Annotated in this window: 18 protein-coding genes; 10 read left to right on the top strand and 8 right to left on the bottom strand. The window is 67.9% G+C overall.

All coding sequences use genetic code 11. From position 1 onward, the window contains the following. Positions 1 to 110 precede the first annotated feature (110 nt). The 4 genes from LZ198_RS18145 (at position 111) to LZ198_RS18130 (ending at position 3383) form a co-directional block, all read left to right on the top strand. Positions 111 to 1172 carry a hypothetical protein gene (locus tag LZ198_RS18145; protein WP_253973253.1) on the top strand — a complete coding sequence of 354 codons (1062 nt, stop codon included), beginning with the start codon at positions 111 to 113 and terminating at the stop codon, positions 1170 to 1172. Between the two features lie 448 nt (positions 1173 to 1620). Continuing rightward, positions 1621 to 1878, top strand: a complete 258-nt coding sequence (locus tag LZ198_RS18140; protein ID WP_253973252.1) for a hypothetical protein — start codon at positions 1621 to 1623, stop codon at positions 1876 to 1878. A gap of 228 nt (positions 1879 to 2106) precedes the next feature. Beyond that, positions 2107 to 2604 carry a hypothetical protein gene (locus LZ198_RS18135; protein WP_253973251.1) on the top strand — a complete coding sequence of 166 codons (498 nt, stop codon included), beginning with the start codon at positions 2107 to 2109 and terminating at the stop codon, positions 2602 to 2604. A gap of 155 nt (positions 2605 to 2759) precedes the next feature. Then, a complete protein-coding gene (locus LZ198_RS18130) occupies positions 2760 to 3383 on the top strand; it encodes a hypothetical protein (RefSeq protein WP_253973250.1) in 624 nt (207 codons plus the stop codon). A 74-nt stretch (positions 3384 to 3457) separates the two neighbouring features. On the opposite strand, the gene LZ198_RS18125 is transcribed toward LZ198_RS18130, so the two are convergent. Then, the gene (locus LZ198_RS18125) at positions 3458 to 4636 is read right to left on the bottom strand and encodes a metallophosphoesterase (RefSeq protein ID WP_253973249.1); all 1179 of its coding nucleotides are present in this window, start codon (positions 4634 to 4636) and stop codon (positions 3458 to 3460) included. A 67-nt stretch (positions 4637 to 4703) separates the two neighbouring features. Further along, positions 4704 to 5003: a putative quinol monooxygenase gene (locus LZ198_RS18120; protein ID WP_253973248.1), complete on the bottom strand. Its 300-nt coding sequence runs from the start codon at positions 5001 to 5003 to the stop codon at positions 4704 to 4706. A 655-nt stretch (positions 5004 to 5658) separates the two neighbouring features. Between LZ198_RS18120 and LZ198_RS18115 the strand changes: the two genes are divergently transcribed. Further along, entirely contained in the window at positions 5659 to 7839 is a 2181-nt protein-coding gene (locus LZ198_RS18115; protein WP_253973247.1) for a gluzincin family metallopeptidase, read from the top strand. 54 nt (positions 7840 to 7893) lie between these two features. Here the strand turns inward: LZ198_RS18115 and LZ198_RS18110 are convergent, their stop codons facing one another. Both LZ198_RS18110 and LZ198_RS42920 read right to left on the bottom strand, forming a co-directional pair. Continuing rightward, positions 7894 to 11658 (bottom strand): FG-GAP-like repeat-containing protein, encoded by a 3765-nt coding sequence (locus LZ198_RS18110; RefSeq protein WP_253973246.1) that lies wholly within the window; start codon positions 11656 to 11658, stop codon positions 7894 to 7896. Between the two features lie 118 nt (positions 11659 to 11776). Continuing rightward, positions 11777 to 11899 (bottom strand): hypothetical protein, encoded by a 123-nt coding sequence (locus tag LZ198_RS42920; protein WP_256559671.1) that lies wholly within the window; start codon positions 11897 to 11899, stop codon positions 11777 to 11779. 458 nt (positions 11900 to 12357) lie between these two features. Between LZ198_RS42920 and LZ198_RS18105 the strand changes: the two genes are divergently transcribed. The 3 genes from LZ198_RS18105 to LZ198_RS18095 all read left to right on the top strand — a co-directional run bounded on the left by LZ198_RS18105 (position 12358) and on the right by LZ198_RS18095 (position 14415). After that, a complete protein-coding gene (locus LZ198_RS18105; RefSeq protein ID WP_020479202.1) occupies positions 12358 to 12645 on the top strand; it encodes an autorepressor SdpR family transcription factor in 288 nt (95 codons plus the stop codon). Between the two features lie 2 nt (positions 12646 to 12647). Beyond that, positions 12648 to 13325 (top strand): SdpI family protein, encoded by a 678-nt coding sequence (locus LZ198_RS18100; protein WP_253973245.1) that lies wholly within the window; start codon positions 12648 to 12650, stop codon positions 13323 to 13325. Between the two features lie 208 nt (positions 13326 to 13533). Further along, the gene (locus LZ198_RS18095) at positions 13534 to 14415 is read left to right on the top strand and encodes an alpha/beta hydrolase family protein (protein ID WP_253973244.1); all 882 of its coding nucleotides are present in this window, start codon (positions 13534 to 13536) and stop codon (positions 14413 to 14415) included. 93 nt (positions 14416 to 14508) lie between these two features. Here LZ198_RS18095 and LZ198_RS18090 read toward each other — a convergent pair whose 3' ends face one another. Both LZ198_RS18090 and LZ198_RS18085 read right to left on the bottom strand, forming a co-directional pair. After that, entirely contained in the window at positions 14509 to 14904 is a 396-nt protein-coding gene (locus LZ198_RS18090; RefSeq protein ID WP_253973243.1) for a hypothetical protein, read from the bottom strand. A gap of 970 nt (positions 14905 to 15874) precedes the next feature. After that, positions 15875 to 16588 (bottom strand): SDR family oxidoreductase, encoded by a 714-nt coding sequence (locus LZ198_RS18085; RefSeq protein ID WP_253973242.1) that lies wholly within the window; start codon positions 16586 to 16588, stop codon positions 15875 to 15877. Positions 16589 to 16692: 104 nt separating this feature from the next. Between LZ198_RS18085 and LZ198_RS18080 the strand changes: the two genes are divergently transcribed. After that, positions 16693 to 17367, top strand: a complete 675-nt coding sequence (locus tag LZ198_RS18080; RefSeq protein WP_253973241.1) for a TetR/AcrR family transcriptional regulator — start codon at positions 16693 to 16695, stop codon at positions 17365 to 17367. Positions 17368 to 17439: 72 nt separating this feature from the next. Here the strand turns inward: LZ198_RS18080 and LZ198_RS18075 are convergent, their stop codons facing one another. Further along, a complete protein-coding gene (locus LZ198_RS18075) occupies positions 17440 to 18843 on the bottom strand; it encodes an amidohydrolase family protein (protein ID WP_253973240.1) in 1404 nt (467 codons plus the stop codon). A gap of 216 nt (positions 18844 to 19059) precedes the next feature. Here LZ198_RS18075 and LZ198_RS18070 point away from each other — a divergent pair, with 216 nt between their 5' ends. Beyond that, positions 19060 to 20043, top strand: a complete 984-nt coding sequence (locus LZ198_RS18070; RefSeq protein WP_253973239.1) for an aldo/keto reductase — start codon at positions 19060 to 19062, stop codon at positions 20041 to 20043. Positions 20044 to 20078: 35 nt separating this feature from the next. Here LZ198_RS18070 and LZ198_RS18065 read toward each other — a convergent pair whose 3' ends face one another. Further along, complete coding sequence (locus tag LZ198_RS18065; protein WP_253973238.1) at positions 20079 to 21230, bottom strand: hybrid sensor histidine kinase/response regulator; 1152 nt, start codon at positions 21228 to 21230, stop codon at positions 20079 to 20081. Between the last annotated feature and the right edge of the window lies 1 nt (position 21231).

Genomic DNA, 21231 nt, shown 5'->3' with positions numbered 1-21231 from the left:
GGGTCGACGCATATCGACCTCGACACGAACCTCGCGGCGGAAGGCCGGCCCACCCGCGTCTCGCAACCCCACCCTCCGCTCCACGCCCCCCTGCAAAGGCCGCCCGCGCCATGCCCGACCTCCACTTCTCCGTTCACGCCGAGCGCGACTCATCCAGGACGCTCCGGACCACGACCCGCGCCACCGTCTTCACCCTCGCCCTGCTGACGTCAGGCATCGCCAGCGCGCAGAACACGCTGGACCGCGCCTACGTGGGCTTCACCTGGACTCGGGGGACGGAGATCGGCTCGCAGGGCGGAAAGCTGAAGGAGCAGCTCCGCCTCGACGTCCGGCCCTTCATCCCCGTGGTGTCGCTGGGGAAGCTCAAGCTCATCCCCAGCCTGGGTTTCGAGACGCGATGGATGGGCATGGAGCGCCGCACCGCGCCGCTGCAGACGGAGGACGTCGAGAAGACCGGCAACGTCCACCGCTTCCAGCTCGGGCTCTCCCTGCTGACCCCGATCTCGACTCGGGCGCTGCTCCTGACCGGAATCACCACGAACATCCGCCCGGACTTCTCCAAGGGCTTCAAGGAGTTCGACGCCCAGCGGGACATCGCGTGGACGGGTATCGCCATGGGCAGCTACTTCCTGGGTGGGGACCCGAGGAAGACGCTGACGCTGGGCCTGGCGGCGCAGTACCCGTTCGAGAAGATTCCCGTCTTCCCCATCGTGGGCTTCTCCTATCGCGTGGACCCGTACATCCTGGAGCTCGGCGCGCCACGCACCACGCTGCTCCGGAAGGTGGGCAACAACCTGGAGCTGGGACTCACCGCCGCGTTCGAGCGACAGGTCTTCCGCGCGGACCTGCCCGACACCGACTCGACGGCGGGCGTGCGCTACGTGAGCCAGACGGAGCTGCGCGTCGGCCCGGTGGCCAACCTCCGGCTGGGGTCCAGCAACGTGTGGCTGAGCGCCTCCGGAGGGCTCGATTTCATCAACGACTACGCCCTGCTCGACTCGGAGCGGGAGCGCATCTACCCCGACCTCCCGGGCTCGACGAAGCCAGCCCCCTATCTGCGCTTCCTCGTGAGCTGGCGACCCCAGCACCCCACCGCCAGCAGCCGCCCCGCCCGAGCCCCGGAACCAGCCCCCACCGCGTCGACGCGGAGCCCGTCACCGCTGCTCCGTTGAGACGGCGGAACCTCTGTCTGGGATTCCACTGCGCCCAGCGTAACCCCCAGGGCTACAACGTCGCGGATTCTGTGTCCGGAAGCGCTACCGGGGTAGAAGACAGCGCGGGGCCGCCGTGGTGGTAGGGATTGGGGCACGGCTGGCACAGAGACTGCTTTGGTCCTCTCGCCGCGAATGACTCTCGGCGTCGTTCATCTTGCGAGAAGGCCCCTTGAAGAATCCGATGCTGTGGTCGGTGGTGTCCGCGTTCGCGCTGGCGTCCAGCGCCCTGCTCCCGATGTCCGCGGAGGGCGCGCCCGCCTGTACATGCTCCATCACCTGCCCCAATGGCACGAAATGTGGCGCCGGTGGGGATTCTTGCTCCTGTTCCTGTAGCTGGTGGACGGGCAATGCCAAATGCTCGGGTACCGCATCCAGAGGGCTGAGCGAGTTGGACGTCCCCCGGCTCGTGCGGACCTACCCCGGGACCTTCATCGATCGAGTGAACGAGAGGCTCAGCGACAAGATCGCGGCCGCGGAAGTGAGGACCGCCGTCCTCCAGGCAAAGAATGCCCTGCTGTTCGAAGACGACGAGGCCTATCAGGCCGCGATGCTTGCCCTGGAGGCGACGGTGGACACGCTCAGCACGAGCGACCGGGACATCATCGCGGAGATTGCCGCCGAACTGCTCGCCACCGGGGCACCCGCGGAGCCCGAGCAACAGTAGGCTCGGGTAGGTTCGACGACCGCATGGGTTTCGAATGACATCAGCGCTCCGCTGTGGCCTCTCCCGCTACAACGGAGTGGCACCTGTGACTTGGAGCGCTACCCATGCGGCGGCCAAGACGAGGCGTCCTGACGATAGGGTTTGAAGCATGGCTGGCATGGAGACTGCTTGACCTACCCGTGCCGCGAATTGTTCGCGGTGTCTGTTCATTCTCTCGAGGATGGCCTCATGAAGAGCCCGATGCTGCGGTCGGTGGTGTCCGCTTTCGCGCTGGTGTCCAGCGCGCTGGTCCCGATGTCCTCGGAGGGAGCGGCCAACTGCAGTTGCAGCATCACCTGCGACAACGGCACCACCTGTAACGCCAGCGGCACCAGTTGCTCGTGTTCGTGTAGCTGGTGGACGGGAAACGCCTCGTGCTCCGGCAGCAACTCGGTGGCGATGTCCGACGCGGACGTCCAGCGGCTGATGCAGACCTATGCCCAATCCTTCATCACGCAGGTGGACGAGAAGATCGCCGACAAGAACGCCGTCGCCGAGGTGAAGGCCGCCACGCTCCAGGCCCAGCAGGCCCTGTGGATGGGCAATGACGAGGCGTACGTGGCCGCGATGCACAGCCTGGACGCGGCGGTGGCCCCGCTCAGCACGGGCGACCGGCACACCATCGCGGAGATCGGCGCCCGGCTGCTCGAGTCGGGCATCCCAGGCACCGGGACGACCCAGCCGTAGGCCCAGGCCCGGTCATCGAGCACCTGGAGGCCCGTCAGACGGCGAGCCTCCACGCTCGAGCCCAGAAGGAAGCTCGACCGCTTGTCCTGGATGGAAACCACAACAATCACAGCCACACCCAGAACGTCGTCACCTCCGCCCAGAAGGAGCCACAGATGAGAAAGATGAGCGCGCTCGCCATATCAGTCCTCACCTCACTGTCCCTACTCGCATGCAACTCCACGGATAGCGTCGACCCGATTGGCCAGCACGAGAGCGCCGCAACCAGTCCCTCGGTCGGCGCAAGGACCCGCTACCTGGACAAAGACGGCGGATGTGGAGACAAAGGGACGAATGTCTGCAGTTTCGGCTTTGGTACGACCGACCCCACGGAGATCCTTACCGCGGTGGGAGAGGACAGGGTCGAACTCACCTACCTCGAGAAGCCGGATTTCCTCCTCGGCAGAGGAGGTCTGGCTGTGAAGGAGGCGATTCCGCTGGACGAGGCAACAACGAGCGCGCTCGGTCTTCCAGAAGGGACCATGGTGCACCCCCAGTTCGCCCCTCTGACGAGCAACAGCGCCGGGCTCATGACGGTTTCCCTGAGCGTCGGGACGATCCGCGTCGATACCCCGGACACCGATACGTACGACCCACCGATGCAAGTCCGCTGCTGCGGCGACGGCCAGATCAAGTTCTGCAGAAGCTGCGTTGGTGGAAACAGCAGCGAGCGCCCCCCGTTCAGAGGGAGTGCGTGCTGCCTCAACAGCATCCACTACGATCCAGACCTCCTGGACTGACGTTCGCCAGGTACCGCAAAGGCACACGGCGGCTCGGGAATCTACAACGAGCCGCCACCGGCCTCGGAGGGTCTTCAGGCCGCCCGCAGGATGAGGTGCGTGATCTCCGCGGGTGAGCCGAGCCGCATGGGCGGCCCCGAAAAGCCCGTGCCACTGCTGACGTAGACCCAGGTCGCGCCGAACCTGGCGAGCCCCGCGACCACCGGTTGCCCCAGGCGCAGCAGCCAGCCCAGCGGCCAAATCTGCCCCCCGTGGGTGTGCCCCGACAACTGCAAGTCGACTTCGTGCTGGACGGCTTCGTGGATGGCCTTGGGTTGGTGCGCCAGGAGGACCAACGCTCGACGCGTGTCTCTGCCTGCCACGGCGCCTGGGAGGTCTACCCGGTGGCCGATGTCGAAACGGGTCGACTCGTAGTCGTCGATGCCCGCCAGGTGGAGCACGTGCTCCCCGCGTCCCACCTCCACGTATTCGTTGCGCAGGACCCGCACGCCGAGCTGACCGAGGTGCTCGCACCATCGACTCGCGTCCGCGTGGTACTCGTGATTGCCCGTGACGAAGTAGGAGCCATGGGTGGAGGTGAGGTTCGCGAGCGGCGCGACCTGAAGCGCGAGGTCTTCGACGCTGCCATCCACCAGATCTCCCGTGATGGCAACGACGTCTGGAGCGAGCGCGTTCACCGTCTTCACGACGTGCTCGACGAAATCCCGGCCAATCATCGGCCCGATGTGCATGTCCGACAGTTGAACGATGCTCAGTCCGTCGAGTTCGGGTGGCAGCTTCTTCAGCGGAACCTCGACCCGCTTGACGCGAACCCTGCGGCCTTCTCGGAGCCCCCAACCGCTGGCGACCAGGCCGACCGTCACCGCGGCCAACGCGCCCAGCCGCGCCAACGCCTCCCGACGGTCGGCCTCCATCGGCGGGGAGCCCCCGCTCGCCAACAAGGCGCCCACCCGCAGCACGTCCACCACCACGACCGACATGAGCAACAGCGTGGACACGCCGATCCACACGTAGACCGGCGTGAGCCACCACACCGACCACGCGGGAGGCACCAGCCGGCTCACGAACACCCCCAGGGGAATACTGACCGCGAGCACGCCCAGGCTCAGGGTCAGCGTCCATGTGGCTGGTTTGGGGAGGCCAACATCCCGGACCAGTCGCGCCCACAAGTAGTAGTGCTCGAATGCGAGCCATCCCACCCCGAGCAGCAGAAACCCGCTGAGCGAAGTCCATGCCTCGGAGAGCTTGCTCACGCCGACGGCTCCAGCGAAGCCGCATCGAGGCCATGACCAGAGGGGCATCCCATCATGAGCACCGTCCTCATGCCCCGCCTCCGGCGCCGAGCTTTCCACCGGCGGGGACTTCGTCCTGGTACCGAGCCTCGCCAGTAACGAGCGAGGCGAGCTCCACGACCAGGGCCTGGGCTCGGGGGCTCGCGAGGTTCGCGGCGTGCGCCGCCTGCGTGGTCCACCCCTCCGTGACGTGGACCACGTCCGGATTGCTCGCGGAGCGACCCACGAGATAGAGGACGCAGTCCGTGTTGGTGACGAGGCCCGTGTTGCGCGTGGCGGAGAGCAACAGGGCCACCAGTTCATCGCCTCTGCCCGGGAGCGCAGTCATGGTCGCCCGGAATCCGTACGTTGCCTTCATGTCGGCTCCTTGCATCGCCGCGATTCGTGCGGCGTTGATGCTCCGAAGGTACGCGCGGCCGACAGGACGCTCCACCATGTGGGGTCCGTATTTCTTCTGCGAGAGTCCGGTCGGGACCGCCCACTTCCGGAGAGCATCGCCCTGCGTCAACCACGAGCGTTCTTCTCGAAGGGCATCTGCGGAGCCTGCGCCCCCCACGAACGCCGGTCAGGCTGAGTCCTTCCACGAAGTGGAGGACGGCAATGGAGAGACCACACGGCGACTCTCCGCGTGTCGGCACGGCGCGGTCCCGTGCCGCGTCGACACGCGAATGCCCCGCATGCGTCGTGGCTCCGTCACACGGATACACTAAGGACTTTCCGCTATTTATCGAACTCTCGAATTGACACATCGTGACCGTGGGGCAATCCCACAACCATTGCTTCAGACACCGCTCCGCCGGTCCCCTGTCGTCCAGAACTCCGACGTCATCATGGCCAGTCTTCCACAATGAGGAGGGGGCACCATGCGCTCCGTTTGGACTCGTCGCGTCTGTCTGGCTGTTCTCGCCGCGGGGGCCTCCGCCTGGGCGTCCGCGCCCTCTGTCTCGACCCCGGAGGCCCCGCGAGGCCCTGAGGAATACTTCGTGCCGGAGCTCGCGCTCCCCAGCGGGCAGGTCCCACTGGAGGAGGCATTGCCGAAGCTCGGTCAGGGAGCACAGAAGGCGTGGGAGGACTTCTTCGCGCGCAACGGAAAGGACTTCACCGTCTTCATCGACGCGCAGACGGGGACGGCCGCGAACATCGTGGGTGCTGTTCCGTTGATTCCCGGGCGCGGGACTGGAAACACGGTGACGTTGATGGAGTTGGGCGACAAGCTCGGCTCGAAAGTGGATGTGGTGGATGAAGACGTGGTCGCCAACCTCGTCCGCCGGTTCGTCGAGTCCAACCACGTCGCCATCGGCGTGGACATGCGCCAGCTCGGGGCGCCTCGCGTCCACCCGATCTCCGATGACCTGTGGCAGCTCTCCTTCCCGCAGATCCATCGGGGGATCCCCGTGCGGCACGGACGACTGGCGGCGACCGTGGGCCACGGCAACCTCGTCCTCCTCGGGACCGAGTCCTGGAGCAACGTGGACGTCTCCCCCATGCCCCTGGTGGATTCGGAGCGGGCCATGGAGGCTGGAATCGAGCGGCTTGGGCTGGCCACGAGTCCATCCGAGCTGTGGCTGGAGCCCATCCTGGAGTGGGCCCCGGTGGCCGCGGCGAACGCGGGGTTCGGGAAAGGCCAGCAGCACCGCCTCGTCTGGGCCTATGGCCTGACGCTCCCAGGCATGCACGCGCGGTGGAAGGTGACGGTCGATGCCAGCTCGGGGGTGGTCCTCGCCATCGAGGACGACAACCACCATGTCGACCAGTCGGTCACGGGCGGAATCTATCCGGTGACGAACTCGGGCGAGTGCTCGGACATCAGCGCCTGCGGGACGATGCAGCCCGACACTCCCATGCCATGGGCGGACGTCGGGAACGGCGTCTACGCGGACAGCGCCGGGATGTTCCCCTGGGAGTCAGGCCCCACCGTGACCACGCTGTCCGGGCGCTATTTCCGCATCCAGAGCAGTTGCGGCGCCATCCGGGTCAATGGGACGGGGAGGATTGCCCTGGGCGGCGCCAACAACCAGCATGACTGTATCGTCCCGGCGGGCCTCAGCGCCGGAAATACAGCCGCGGCGCGAACGGCCTTCTACCAACTGAACCGGTTCGCCCAGGTCGGCCGTGGATGGCTTCCCAACAACGCCTGGCTCAATCAGACGATCACGGCCAATGTCGACATCGTATCGACCTGCAACGCCTTCTGGAACGGGACGACCCTCAACTTCTATCGCAGCGGCGGCGGATGCAGGAACACGGGAGAGGCCGCTGACGTCCTGGGCCACGAATGGGGTCATGGCCTGGATGACAACGACACGACGGGGACGCTGAGCAATTCTCCAGAGACCTATGGCGATATCGCCGCGGCGTTCCGCCTGTCGATTTCATGCATCGGGATGGGAGTGGGACCAGACCCCGTCACCACGTGCAACAATCCGAACTACACCACACGGCAACTGAACTTCGAGAGAGACTCTCGCGGCCTCCCCTCCACGCCGCAACGTGTCTGTGCGAACTGCAATTCCGGGGTTGGGCCCTGCGCCAGGAACATCCACTGTGCGTCCCTCATCATGGGGCAGACGGCCTATGACCTCGTCTACCGCGATCTCACCGCGCCGCCCTTCAACTACGACCTGTTCACGGCCCTGCTCATCGGAAACAAGCTCTTCTACCAAGGCAGTGGCAACGTAGGCGCATGGCATAGCTGTAATTGTAGCGCCGGTACGGCAGATGGGTGCGGGGCCACGCACGGGTACATGCAGTGGCTCGCCGCGGACGACGACAACGGCAACCTCAACGACGGCACCCCGCACATGACCGCCCTCTACAACGCATTCAACCGGCACAACATCGCCTGCCACTTGATTCCGCCTGGGAACAGTGGATGCGCCACGGGGCCGACCACCAGACCGAGCGCCCTGGCCGCCGCCTCGTCCGACACGATCACCTTGAGTTGGGCCGCCGTGCCGAACGCCACTGAGTATTGGGTCATGAAGTCGGACGGGTTCAATGCCTGTCGCCTTGGAATGGCCCGTGTCGCGACGGTCACTACCCCGGGCTTCGTGGATACCGAGGTCCTCAACGGGCGCAACACCTGCTACACCGTCGTCGCCGCGAGCAGCGGGGCCTGCTTCACCCCCACCAGCTACTGTACCTGCGCGACGGCGACCTGGTGACCGACCCGACTCCAGGCCGCGGTGGGCCCGCCATCGACGGGGTGTCCGCGAGCCTCAGGGAGGCAGGCAGACGTTCAGCACGAACGTGGCGGTCTTTGCCTCCGCGTCGTTGAAGGCGAGGTCCGGCAGACCATCCGCGTTCCAGTCCGCGATGAGCGCGTCCTGGGCATAGAAGCCCCAGGAGGCCTGCGGCCCCAGGGCGAACGTGCTGGAGGGCTGCTGCAGCACCAGTCGGCTCTCCTGCTCGGTGAAGGAGAACACGTCCATCAGGCCGTCCGCGTTGAAGTCCGCCGCGAGGATGCCGAGGCCCGCACCGAGCCCCAGGGTGTGTCGCGGCGTCAGCGTGGGCTGCCGGGCCGAATCGAAGGTGAGCAACCCCACCGCGCCCCGGTCGAGCAGCAGACCGACGGTGCCCTGCCCGTCCAGGTCCACGCGGCCCATGTTGCGGTGCGTGTACTCGCCGGTGAAGGTCGTCTGGCTGGCGAAGCCGCCATCTCCCTTGCCCCAGAGCACGTAGACCTGGCCCAGGTCGATGCTGGGGTTCCCCGGGCGCATGAGCGCCAGGTCCATGTGCCCGTCCCGGTCCAGGTCCGCGGCGATCAGCGTGTCCACGGTGTAGTTGGCCGTCACCTCGACGGAGACGCGGGGCGCGAACCGTCCACCGCCCGTGTTGAGCCACACGCTCAGGATGATCTTCGAGGACGTGTAGCGCTCCGTCGACACCAGGTCGAAGCGGCCATCCTCGTTCAGGTCCACGGCGATGAGCTCCGTCTGGTCGCTGACCTCCACGTAGCGCTCCGGGGGCGCGAAGCCGCCGCTCGACAGACGCTTGTAGATGACGAGCTGGGGCGAGGTCCCCACCGGCGTGGTGGTGATGGCGGCCAGGTCCTCCCGACCATCCTCGTCCAGGTCCACCGCGACGACGTCCTGCACGCCCCCGGTGGCCGTGCTGCCCGTCGGAGGCACGAACACGGGAGAGAGCATCGTGGTGCTCCTGTCCGTGCTCCCGGACAGCGACAGGTGGATCGCGTTCTTCTCCCGGCTGCCGGCAGCCAGGTCCGTCGCCCCATCCCCGTTGAAGTCGCCGCTGGCGAGCCCGCCCGGGGCACCGTCCAACTGGATGCTGTCGGGGGTCAACGCTCCGCCCCAGTACAGCCGGACGGCGGAGGTGTCCGCGAGCGCCACATCCGCTCGACCGTCGCCATCGAAGTCCCCCGACGCGGGCGAGTAGACACTGCCGCTGAAGCCGAAGCTGCGCAGCGCCGAGAAGGGCGTCGGAGCGGCGCTGCCTGGCAGCACATGCATCTGGGAACCCGGGCTGCTGGTCCAGAACAGGTCCTTCCTGCCGTCGCCCGTGACATCCACCAGGAGGGGGCCGGTCCACAGGTTCCCCTGGGTCCGGGGATGCGCGACCGTGCTCACCAGGGCCAGCGTCCCACCGGAGGGGCTGAAGATGCGGACCTTCTCCGTATCGAGGAGGGCCAGGTCGTCCTCCGCGCCATCGTGGTCGAGGTCTCCCGCGATCAGGTTCCCGTAGCAACTGGTGCACGGCGCGTACACGGGGACCTTGAAGGAGCCCGTCCCCGTGCCGTTGGCCTGCACGATGCGGTTGTTGGCGCTGTCGAGCCGGGCGTAGTCCAGGTACCCGTCCCCGTTGAAGTCGGCCACCACGGGACAGTCGAGCGTGTTGGACGAGACGATGGTGGTGGGCGCGAAGAAGGTGCCGTCGCCCTTGCCTCGATAGAGCAGCGTCGGGCCGAGTTCGACGTGCGCGAAGAGGTCCAGCACCCCATCCGCGTTGAAGTCGCGGGCGGTGAGGCAATCGAAGGTGGTGGTGCGGTTGGTGCCCAGGGGCGTCGCGAGCGGCGACTGGAACGTGCCCGTCCCCCGCCCCAGATACACGGTGAAGCCACCTGTCTTGTACGTGCTGTCGGTCTCCAGGATGGCGGCGACGTCCAGCTTCCCATCCCCGTTGAAGTCCGCCACCACGGGCGGCGAGTGACTCAGGCTGTTGCCGGCGCTGACGGAGTCGGCCAGTCGGGTGAAGGTCCGACCAGGGCCACTGGTGAGCACGAAGATGTTGAACAGGTTGCCCACGACGACGTCCACGCGCGAGTCCCCGTTGAAGTCTCCGGCCCCCACGAACTGCACCACGGTCGGGAGGTCGAAGCTCGACACCGGCGTGAACGAAGTGGACTCACACGCCAGGGGCACGACGTGGCGGTGGTACGCGGGAGCGGAGGGCCGGCCCAGGCCCGCGGCGTTGCGGGCCTTCACCTGGAACAGATACGTCGTGCCGGAGGTCAGCCCCGGAATCGTCGCCACGAGCGTGCCAGCGGGGACGGTGACGGAACCTCCACCGGGTGACGCGGTGACGACGTACTCGGTGACGGCGTCCGTGGCGGGCGCGGAGGCCGCGTTCCACCGCACCACGGCGCCCCCGACCGTGGAGAGCACGCGCACGTCCGTGGGTGCTCGGGGCTGGGCGCGCAGGAGGATGGGCTCGGAGGTGACGGGCGGCCCCGCCCCCACGTCCGTCCTCGCGGTCAGCGTGAAGGTATAGGTGGCGTCGGCGGGGAGCCCGGAGAGCCGGACCACCGTGGGCGACGCGGGGAGGCTCTGATCCACACCCGAGGGAGAGGACGTCAGCCGATAACCGGTGACAGGCCTGCCACCGTCGGAAAGCGGAGGACGCCAGTCCAGCTCCACCTGGCCCTGGTGATAGACGCCCGTGAGACCGACGGGGGCCGAGGGGAGCGCGGGCAGCGTCACGGAGGCGCTGGTGGCGACGGCGCCCACACCCGACGAGTTCTGCGCGGCCACGCTGAAGCTGTACGTGGCGCCATGGGTGAGGCCCGACACGAAGAGGCTCGTCGAGGTGGAGGAGGCCGTCTGCGACGTGCCGACCGGATGCGTGGTGATGACGTAGCCGGTGATGGTCGCGCCGCCGTTGCTCGTGGGCGCGTTCCACTTCACCGTCGCGGAGCCGACACCGGGCACCGCCGTGACGTCCTGGGGCGCGCTGGGAACGGCGGCGGCCCGGACCGACGAGCTGGTGGTGGGCGAGGAGTTGCCCACCGCGTTGGTGGCCACCAACGTGAACGTGTAGCTCACCCCGTTGGTGAGGCCGGTGACGACGGCGGACGGCTGCGTGGTGGTGAGGCTCTGCCCGCCCGGCGCGACGGTGAGGGTGTAGCCCTGGATGGGCTGCCCACCGTTCGAGGGCGTGGTCCACTCCAGCTCCACCTGCCTGTCGCCGCCCTTCGACCGCGACCAGGACGGCGTCCCCGGGACGTCGGAGGTGCGCACGGAGGCCGAGGGACTGGAGGCCTGTCGGGTGCCATCCGCGAAGACCGCGGTGACGGTGACGCGATACTGAGTGCCGTTCGCCAGCCCCGTCACGACCGCCGTGCGAGCCGCGGCCCCCGTGGTGACCTTGGGCCCCGAGGGCGCGGCGACGACCTCGAAGGAGGCCAGCGCGCTGCCGGAGCCCGCAGGGGTGAAGCTCCAGGCGACGGCCAGCTCGCGGATGCCCGGCGTGGCCGTCACGCCCGTGGGCACGGCCAGCTCCTGCGAGCCTCCGTCGCGCTGGCCCGCATCGGGCGAGCCCGCGTCACCGCGCCCGGCGTCCGGCGCGCCCGCGTCGGGTTGCTCGGGTTGCTCGGGCTGCCCCGAGTCCGGCCCGCCCGCGTCGGTGGGCCCGGCGTCCGACGGGGGATTGTCGCCAGGCTTCGTGGTGTCCTCGGAGGACTTCTCACCACAGCCCGCGGCGCCAAGACCGACGAGCGCCGCTGTCAGGAGGAGGACGAGTGTTCTCATGATGCGAGGGCTCTCCAGGTCGCCCGGGAAACCCAGGGGCGTTGTCCTCCCTCAACGCCCCCTCCTGGAGAATGTCGCGCGGAATCCCGGTCGACGAACGGCACGTCACCCGCTTGTTTCAACGACCGGTGTAGCCGCCGATGGCGCCGGTTCGGGTGATGCCGTTCGCGTCGTCGCGCGACGCCCCGAAGGCCACCCGCATCATGCGCGCGTCGCCTCCGCCCGCGACCTGGATGTCCATGATGGGCTGCTCGGCCAGCACCTCGTCGTGGTGATGAGGGTGCCCTCGGTGTGCAGGCGCATCAGCCCCCGCCCCCAGAGGTGACCAATCCACAGACTCCCGTCGCGCGGTCCCCGTTCGAGCGAGGAGACGAAGCGCTCCTTGTCATCCGTCAGGGTGTACTCCACCACCTGCCCCAGACGTCTCCCGCCAGCCGGCTCTCCTCGTCTCGTCCGCCGCGTCCGCGCCGGGCATCTGGATGGCGGGATGGACATGCTCCATCACTCCCAACTTGCAGCGCTGTCGCGGCGCGGGGGTTCCCTGGCCTCCCTGCGCCACGTGGGACCACGCGTTGGCGCAGGGCTCACCTCCCTGGTACCCCGCTTCACCCCAGGATGGATCGCGCCAGGGACAAGCACCCCTTGACAGGATTCTTCCGATCGTTATTTTGAAGTTCGTCAAACTATCGAAAGGTCGTGATGCGGACGCAGGAGGTCTTCAAGGCCATTTCAGATCCGACCCGGCGCAAGGTGCTCAAGCTCCTGCAGGGCGGCTCGAAGTCCGCGGGAGAGCTCGCGGAGGCGTTCGACATCACGAAGGGGTCGCTGTCGCATCACTTCAACGTGCTCAAGGCGGCGGACCTGGTTCGCTGTGAGCGCCGAGGACAGCAGATCGTCTACTCCCTCAACACGACCGTGTTCGAGGACGTAGCGGCAGTCCTGCTCGACCTCTTCAAGGTCGACAAGGGGAATGGAGAGCCGTCATGAGGATGAGCCGAGCCACCGTGCTGAGCCTGGGACTCGTCATCGCGGCGTTCGCGATGGCCTTCTTTCTCTATGGCCGACTACCGGAGTCGATCCCCACGCACTGGAATGCCGAGGGCGTGGTGGACGGACACACGCCGAAGCCCTGGGGCCCCTTCGTCCTCCCGTTGGTGATGACGGCTGCATCCGTGGTCCTGGTGGCCGTGCCGCGCATCTCCCCATGGGGCTTTCGCGTGGCGCGATTCCAGGGAGTCTTCGAGGGCATCCAGCTGGCGGTGATCGCGTTCCTGTTCCTGCTCCACGTCCTGGTGCTGCTCACGGGCATCGGCGTTCCCGTGCCGATGACTCGCGTGGTCCCCGTGGCCGTGGGTCTGCTCTTCATGATCATCGGCAACTACATGGGGAAGTTCACCAAGAACTTCTTCTGTGGAATCCGGACGCCCTGGACGCTCGCGAGCGACGAGGTCTGGCTGCGCACGCATCGCCTCGGGGGACGGCTGTTCGTCCTCTCGGGAGGCATCGTCGTCGTCGCGGGGCTCCTCGGCGGCGGCCCCGTCCCCGTGCTCGCGGCGGTCGCCGTCGCGACGGTGACGCCCGTGGTCTATTCGTACGTCCTCTACCGCCGCCTCGAGGGGGACCACCGCGGGCCGACGGATGGGGCGGGCTCTCATCGTTCTGCGTGAAGGAGGAGGAGCCATGTTCCACAAGACCCGTGACGTATTGAAGAAGCGGACTCGAGGTGCCTGCCTGGGCGCGGTCACGCTCACGCTCACAGCCTGCGCGAGCGCGCCACTCCCCGACGGAGTGGAGCCCAGGCCCGCGGAGACAGCGGCTCCACGTTCCGAGGTGGCCGCTGGCACACAGGTGAAGTCCGAGGAACGACGTCCCTACGTGAACGGCGCGGCATTCCGGAGCGAAGAGGTCGTCGTGGGGCAGGAGCCCTTCCTGCTGCAAGGCACGCTGACGGTGCCCGTGGGGACGGGCCCCTTCCCGGGTGTCGTGCTGGTTCAGGGCTCCGGCCCGCATGACCGGGACGAGCGCATCGGACCCAACACCCCCTTCAAGGATGTCGCCGAGGGGCTCTCGACGTGTGGCATCGCCGTCCTGCGCTACGACAAGCGGACCTTCCGATACAAGGACCGGTTCGCGGGAGGCATCTCCATCGATGAGGAGGTGGTGCTGGACGCGGTCTCGGCCATGGGCGTGCTCAAGACGAACCGGGCCGTGGACGCCACGCGCGTGTTCGTGGCGGGGCACAGCCTGGGAGCGCTCCTGGCGCCGGAGATTGCCCATCGCTCGGCGCCGGTCGCGGGCGCGGTCTTGCTGGCCCCACCGGGGCGTCCCATGTGGCAGTTGATTCCCGCGCAGCTCCGGTATCTGGGCGTGCCGGCGGAACAGATCGCGTTGATTGAGAAGGAAGCCGAGCCATTGAAGTCCGGAACGGCCAGCTCCGGGACCTTCCTCGGCGTGCCGATGGCGTATTGGAAGGACCTGGACTCGCGCGACGGCGTCGGGATGGCGCGAAAGCTCCAGCGCCCCATCCTCATCATGCAAGGGGAGCGGGACTACCAGGTCACCGAGGAGGATCTGGCGACGTGGCGGCGCGGGCTCGCCCAGGTCGACGGCGTCGACGTCGTGACGGTTCCCGGCAGCAATCACCTGTTCATCCACGGCGAAGGCAAATCAGGCCCCGCCGAGTACTCGGTGCCGGGCCACGTGGACGCGCGAGTCATCGAGAAGCTCTGTTCCTTCTTTCTCTCCGCGCGAGAGTGAGCCAGCGCCTGAAGGCCCTGGCTCACCAACCTCATGACAGACAGAGCGGACCACCGTGAGGGAGGACCGCTCCGCCGCTGAGAGCATCGACGACTACGGCGTCATGGGCGCGTACTGGGAGGAATTGTGCACCTCGATGTTGGTGCAGACTTCGGCCGCGTCCCACTTGAAGAGGACGTAGGAGCTCGGGCCAATCCCCTGGACCGCCGCAATCAAGCCGGTATCCCAGGTCGTACACTGCCCATAGGTTCCCCAGGCGTCCCGCGCCTCACAGACCGCATAGGACGCACCGGCGCGCTGTGCAACCGTGCGACACGCGATGTACTGCAAGACATCCGCGCTCTTGCGCGCATCCGCCATACTGCCGCCCGCAATGCGGCTTGCCGTGTTGACCGTGACATCGGAAATGAGCTTCGCCCCGGCATGCGCGGTGCCCATCAGCCCCAAGATGGAACACACAATCGCTACCGGCTTCGTGAACAGCTTCATGCTGACCCCTCTTATTTTCTGCGCCGGCAAGAAGTGAAACTGCAATGCCGGCCGAGAAAATCTAGACCAAAATGCAAAACAAGATCAATACTACAAATATTGGTATGAAGACTGCAGCCCGATGATCTGACCTGGGTCAAAGACGCACGCCCTGGTGTCACGAGATACCGTCCAAGTTTCTCACCGAATGAGCCTCATTGAGTCAGTACATCCGAGCAAGAACGCGCACGCCCCCGGCGTGTCCGCAACGGGCGCCGGGGAGAGTTCATCGGTTGCGACGCGGCGGGTCAGACCTCTCCGAACTTCCCATCGAAAATGCCGTTGGCCTCCAGGGCATCCTTGATTTGTTCGTCGTCGACGATGCTCGGCAATGGCCATCCCCAGAGTCGAAACACTCGAGATTCACCGACCTTCGACTTGTCGATGCGCAAACCCACGACAGACCTGTGCTGCCCAACGAGGTCCGCGTGAAGCGACTCATTGGCTGGGATGTATTGGCCTTCCCTGCACGCGGAAGCATCAACACAGCGGACTTCCCGAGCCATGCTCAGGATGAAAAGGAATTGGGCAGTCCCTCGACAGCAACCGGGACGAGCCGCACGTCGCCAGGCGCCATCTCGCGAAGAACAGACGCCACGTGCTCACTGACGACTGGAGCAAGCGCACCCAACGAAAGTCAGGGTAGAGGCGGCGCAGGAGAATGAGGCAGCAATCATGCGATGCTGCGCGCTCACGGCCTCGTGCTCGCGCGCGACCGAGAGCCCGACGAGACGCCGCGCGGACACATCGTGGCGCCCGAGCCCAGCCGCCGCATCGCCACCAACCTGACACCGATCGCCGCGCGCCCCTGCTCAGGGTCGGCGGCACCTGCGCCGCCGAGCCCTTCTGCCGCCGAGCGGTGACCGAGTGCTACGCACCCCTGCTCAGCGTCGGCGGCACCTGCGTCGCCGAGCCCTTCTGCCGCCGAGCGTCACACCGCTTGCCCGATCGGGCGGATCGTCAGCGTGTTGACGTCGACGCCCGACGGCTGGTCGAGCGCGAAGCAGATCGCCTCGGCGATTCGCTCCGGCGCGAGCGCGTTCGGGGGCGCCGCGCCGTGCCAGAACGCCGTGTCGATCATCCCCGGGTTGACGAGGGTGACGCCGATGCCGCGAGCGGTCGCGTGCAAGCGGATGTTCTCGGCGAGCCCCACGACGGCCCACTTGGTCGCCGAGTAGAGATTCGCCGGGCTGTTCTTCACCCCGGCGACGCTCCCCAGGAGCACGAGTCGGCCGCTCGTCCGCGCCAGGTGCGGGAGCGCGGCCTTGGCGAGCAGCGCGGGCCCGAGCACGTTGGTGAGCACCATCGACGGCCAGAGCTCGGGATCACCCTGCTCGATCACCGGAGCGCCGCCGCGGAAGTGGTCCGCCGAGGCGAAGCCGGCGTTGGCCACCGCCGCGTCGAGCGACCCGAAGCGCTCGACGGTGCGGGCGACGGCTGCCTCGGTGGCCTTCCAGTCGGCCGCGTCCGCGACGATCCCCAGGACGCGGTCAGCGGCATCGACGGACCCGAGGAAGGCGTCGAGCTTTCCTCGGTCGCGCCCGGTGACCGCGACGCGGTGACCGCGCTCCAACAAGAGGCGGGCGGTGTGGGCTCCGATGCCGCTGGTGGCACCGGTGATCAGGACGGTCTTGCTCGATGACATGCCTGGCTTCCTCCGTGGCAGCGTTAACATCGTAACGCTATCAACGATATTGTAGTATCGTCGCTATTATCGCAAGTACGAATCGTCCTGGTAACGTCGGAAACATGAGTGAGGACCTGCGCGCCCGTATCCTCGAGACCGCGAGCCGGCTCCTCGCCGAGGGCGGCGCCGGCGCAGTCAGCACGCGCGCGGTCAGCGCCGCCGCGGGCGTCCACGCTCCGACGCTCTACCGCCTGTTCGGCGACAAGAACGAGCTCATGGACGCGGTCGCCGCCTACGTGCTCGCGTCGTACCTGGAGCGCAAAGCGGCCTTGCCGCCCACCGACGATCCCGTCGAAGACCTGCGCCGGGGCTGGGATCTGCACATCGGGTTCGGGCTCGAGAACCCCGATGCCTACGCCGCGCTCTACGCCAGCAAGCGTGACGCCTCGTCCTCCGCCGCCGAAGCGTCGGAGTCGATCCTCCGCGAGATGATCCACCGCATCGCCGAAGCCGGAAGGCTCACCGTCCCCGAGCCCGTCGCGACGCACCTCGTCCACGTCGCAGGAACGGGGACCGTCTTGTCCCTCGCGAAGTATCCCAGGGGCACCGAGCGCGACCGGCTCACGCACGAGGGCTTCGAGATGGTGCGGCGCGCCATCACCTCGGATCGACGAGACGACGGCACGGACGCGGTCGCCCAGGCGGCCACCACGTTGATCGCGAGCCTGCCCACACTTCCTCAGTTCACGAACGGCGAGCGGGGCCTGCTCACCGAGTGGCTCGCGCGCGTGGAGTGAGGCGGGCGCGAGTCAGCGCGTCGCCCATCCGAGCATCAGCGCGGTCGCGTTCACGAACACAGGTGTGGAGACTCAGGGGCTGAAATCCTCCACACGCCCGCTGACCCGCTGGCCCCGGTGCCACACCTCGACGATGCGGTGGACGGCCTCGATGTTCGCGTCCGGGTTGCCGTCCACGATGATGAAGTCCGCGCGCTTGCCGGGCTCCAGCGTGCCCCGGTCGTCGAGCTTCAGCAGCGCGGCCGCGTCGCGCGTGGCATGCGTCAGCGCCTCCACCGGGGTCAGCCCCGCCTGGACCATCAGCTCCAGCTCCCGGTGCTCCGCGAAGCCCGGGATGCGCAAGGGATTGGCGCCCGAGTCCGAGCCGAACCCGATGTTCACCCCCGCGTCGTGCAGCGTCTTCAGGTTGCGCAGGTTCATGTCCAACGAAGCCTTGTTCTCGACCAGGGTCTTCGCATTCCCCAGCACCTTCGCCCGCCACGCCTCGTCCTCGAACTGCTCGGCCAGCGCCGGCTGCACGGCGTGCTGGAAGAAGGGCGTGCCCATGAAGGCCGGCCGCTCCGCGAAGATGTAGAACGTCTCGTCCAGCCCCAGCGTCGGCACGTACCAGGTCCCGCGCTTCTTCATCTCCTGGATGAGCTCCGCGTCCACGGGCACGTCGCGCACGCCGTGCGCGAGAACGTCCACCCCATCCCGCACCAGCCGCTTCGCGTCCTCCAGGTAGTAGACGTGCGCGGCCACCCGCAGCCCCTGGCGGTGCGACTCGTCGATGATGGCCGCGTAGACCTCTGGTGACATCTTCGCGGGCATCGTCCCGTGGAAGTCATCCACCCAGAGCTTCACCAGCGCGGGGTGCCTCGACGCCGTCTCGCGCACCGCCACCCGGGCCTCGTCCACCGTCTTCGGACGGTAGAGCTGATCCTCCCCCACGTTCACCGGGGGCGCCGCCGACGGCACCCCCATTCCACGGTCCGCCCCGAGGATGTCCGCGCCATGGGCTGCGCCCGCCGCCAGCTCCTTCTGGAACTGCTGGAACGCCGCCGGGTTGAACCCCAGCGACAGGAGCGTCGTCACGCCATACGCCTCGTACTGACGGGCCTGCCGCCCCACGTTCTCCCGCGTGTAGTGCCCCGCGCCCGAGTCCGTGCCATCCACCACGCCCAGGTGCGCGTGGTTCACGACGAGCCCCGGGAGCACCGTCCTGCCGCGCAGGTCGATGACCTGGGCGGAGGCCGGCACCTGCACCACGTCCGACGGCCCCACCGCCTTCAACGTCCGCCCCTCCACCACGAGCGTCGCGTCCTCGAGGGGCGCCCCGCCCCGTCCGTCGATGAGCCGCGCGCCCTTCAGCACCTGGACCCCACCTCGCCGCGGCGACTCCTCCAGGGGACGAGGCGACCCGGGGGCATGGCGGGCACACGCCAGGAGGCCCAGCACCGGGACGAACAGCAGCGACTTGGAACGAGAGCGGCTCATCGACCAGGACACACGGGCCTCCAGCGGACGCATGGAGCGCGCCCCGCTCCATCGCGCCTGCGTATCGTCCCGCGCGTTTTCGTGGCGCGTGAAGCGCATCCCGGCTAACGGAAGCGTTCACACCGGGACATCCCCATGGCCCCATCCATTCCCCTCGACACCCGGAGCGCGCGCTAGCATGCGCGGCCCATTTCCCACCCGGGACAGGAGCCCCACATGACCCAGATGACCTACCGCCGCCTCGGACGCTCCGGACTGACCGTGTCCGCCATCGGCCTCGGCTGCAACAACTTCGGCACCAGCGTGGACCTTCCCGGCACGCGCAACGTCGTCAGCGCCGCGCTCGACGCGGGCGTCACCCTGTTCGACACGTCGGACTCCTACGAGGGCTCCGAGGACCTGCTCTCCCAGGCCCTGGGGACGCGCCGCCGGGACGTCATCCTCGCGACGAAGTTCGGCAGCAACCTCAAGGGCGAGAACGGCGAGGACTGGGGCGCGCGCGGCTCGCGCCGCTACATCCGCCGCGCCGTGGAGCGCTCGCTCAAGACGCTGCGCACGGATTGGATCGACCTCTACCAGCTCCACTGGCCCGACCCGGCCACCCCCATCGAGGAGACGCTCACCGCCCTCACCGAGCTCGTGCGCGAGGGCAAGGTCCGCTACATCGGCTCGTCGAACCTCAAGGGCTGGCAGGTGACGGACGCGGAGTGGACGTCGCGCACGCGCGGCCTGGAGCGCTTCGTCAGCGCCCAGAACGAGTACAGCATCATCGGGCGCGGCGTGGAGGAGGACCTGGTGCCCGCGCTGGAGCAGCACGGCATCGGCCTGGTGCCCTACTTCCCCCTCGCCAGCGGGCTGCTCACCGGCAAGTACAAGCGCGGCGTCGGCACCGAGGGCGCCGGCCGCATCCAGCGCTGGAAGAAGATGAACCCGCTGCTGAGCGACCAGGTGTTCGACGTCGTGGAGAAGCTGGAGGCCTTCGCCCGCGAGCGCTCCATCACCCTGCTCGACGTGGCCATGGGCGGTCTCGCCTCGCGCCCCACCGTCGCGTCCGTCATCGCGGGCGCCACGTCCGCCGAGCAGGTCAAGGCCAACGTCCGCGCCGGCATGTGGAAGCCATCCGCCGCCGACTGGACCGCGCTGGAGCAGTTGCTGCCCCGCGGCGCCGGCATCACCGTCAACGAGCACCTCTACGCCTGAGGCGTGGCCTGGGCCCCGGGGAGCACGCCCGGGGCCTACAGCTTGATGACCTCCGTCCCCCGTCGCGGGAGGCTCACGCGGAACACGGTGTAGGGGCCCTCCATCCCCGACTCCACCTCCACCTGACCGTGGTGGGCCTGGATGATCTGCTGGACGATGTAGAGCCCCAGGCCCAGCCCCCCGTTTCGGCCGCGCCGCTGGGCGCCGCCGCGAAACGGGTCGAACAGGTGGGGCTGGAGCGCCGGGGGAATCACCCCCACGTTGCGGATGGTGAAGGAGACCGCGTCCGCCTGGGTGCCATCCAGGCGCAGTTGGACGGGCGCGTTCGCGTCCCCGTGCTGGAGCGCGTTGCCGATGAGGTTCGACGCCACCTGGGCCAGGCGATCCGAGTCCCAGTCGCCCACCAGGTCCCCATCCTGGGACATCTCGATGGGGTGCTTGGGTGAGGCGGCCTGGTGCTCCTGCACCATGCGGTGCACGAGCGCCCCGAAGTCCGTCTCGCCGCGCCGCAGGGGGATGCCGCCGGCCAGTCGCGCGCGCGCCAGGTCGAGCACGTCTTCAATCATCCGCCCCATGCGCTTGCCGCTGGCCAGCATGCGCCCCGCGCTGCGCCGCACCGCCTCGTCCTCCGAGCGACGCTGGAGCAGATCCGCGGCCGTGAGGATGGCGCTGAGCGGGTTGCGCAGGTCGTGCCCGAGCACCGCGGTGAACATCTCGTTGAGCCGCAGCGTCTGCGTCAGCTCCTCCAACTGTCGCGCGAGCTGCTGCTTCTGCCGGTGGAGCTGGAAGAAGACCTCCGCCTTGTTGCGCAGCACGAGCGGCTCCAGCGGCTTGTAGAGGAAGTCGACGGCGCCCGCGTCGTAGCCCTTGAACTGGCGCCGCTTGTCGTTGGCGCCCGCCGTCACGAAGATGATGGGGATGTGGCGCGTGCGCTCCATGCCCCGCATCAGCTCCGCCAGCTCGAAGCCGTCCATCTCCGGCATCTGCACGTCGAGGAACGCCAGGGCCACGTCGTCGTGCTGGAGGAGCAGCTCGAGCGCCGCCGCGCCGGAGCGAGCCTGGAGCACGTCGACGTCGTCGCGGTGCAACAGCGCCGCGAGCGCGATGAGGTTCTCCTCGAGGTCGTCCACCAACAGGCACTTCACCCGTGGCGAGATGCTGATGTGTTCCTTCCCGGGAGCGCTCACG

The organism is Myxococcus dinghuensis, assembly GCF_024198235.1.
GTDB classification, from domain to species: Bacteria; Myxococcota; Myxococcia; order Myxococcales; family Myxococcaceae; genus Myxococcus; species Myxococcus dinghuensis.
Note: the sequence above shows the minus strand (reverse complement) of the source record. Positions and strands in the feature narration are given on the sequence as shown.

What these genes read in the sequence shown, in the direction of transcription:
- LZ198_RS18145 (WP_253973253.1), top strand. Translation starts at nt 111, where the DNA reads ATGCCCGACCTCCACTTCTCCGTTCACGCCGAGCGCGACTCATCCAGG.
- LZ198_RS18135 (WP_253973251.1), top strand. Translation starts at nt 2,107, where the DNA reads ATGAAGAGCCCGATGCTGCGGTCGGTGGTGTCCGCTTTCGCGCTGGTG.
- LZ198_RS18130 (WP_253973250.1), top strand. Translation starts at nt 2,760, where the DNA reads ATGAGAAAGATGAGCGCGCTCGCCATATCAGTCCTCACCTCACTGTCC.
- LZ198_RS18120 (WP_253973248.1), bottom strand. Translation starts at nt 5,003, where the DNA reads ATGACTGCGCTCCCGGGCAGAGGCGATGAACTGGTGGCCCTGTTGCTC.
- LZ198_RS18110 (WP_253973246.1), bottom strand. Translation starts at nt 11,658, where the DNA reads ATGAGAACACTCGTCCTCCTCCTGACAGCGGCGCTCGTCGGTCTTGGC.
- LZ198_RS42920 (WP_256559671.1), bottom strand. Translation starts at nt 11,899, where the DNA reads ATGGACATCCAGGTCGCGGGCGGAGGCGACGCGCGCATGATGCGGGTG.
- LZ198_RS18105 (WP_020479202.1), top strand. Translation starts at nt 12,358, where the DNA reads ATGCGGACGCAGGAGGTCTTCAAGGCCATTTCAGATCCGACCCGGCGC.
- LZ198_RS18100 (WP_253973245.1), top strand. Translation starts at nt 12,648, where the DNA reads ATGAGCCGAGCCACCGTGCTGAGCCTGGGACTCGTCATCGCGGCGTTC.
- LZ198_RS18090 (WP_253973243.1), bottom strand. Translation starts at nt 14,904, where the DNA reads ATGAAGCTGTTCACGAAGCCGGTAGCGATTGTGTGTTCCATCTTGGGG.
- LZ198_RS18085 (WP_253973242.1), bottom strand. Translation starts at nt 16,588, where the DNA reads ATGTCATCGAGCAAGACCGTCCTGATCACCGGTGCCACCAGCGGCATC.
- LZ198_RS18080 (WP_253973241.1), top strand. Translation starts at nt 16,693, where the DNA reads ATGAGTGAGGACCTGCGCGCCCGTATCCTCGAGACCGCGAGCCGGCTC.
- LZ198_RS18075 (WP_253973240.1), bottom strand. Translation starts at nt 18,843, where the DNA reads ATGAGCCGCTCTCGTTCCAAGTCGCTGCTGTTCGTCCCGGTGCTGGGC.
- LZ198_RS18070 (WP_253973239.1), top strand. Translation starts at nt 19,060, where the DNA reads ATGACCCAGATGACCTACCGCCGCCTCGGACGCTCCGGACTGACCGTG.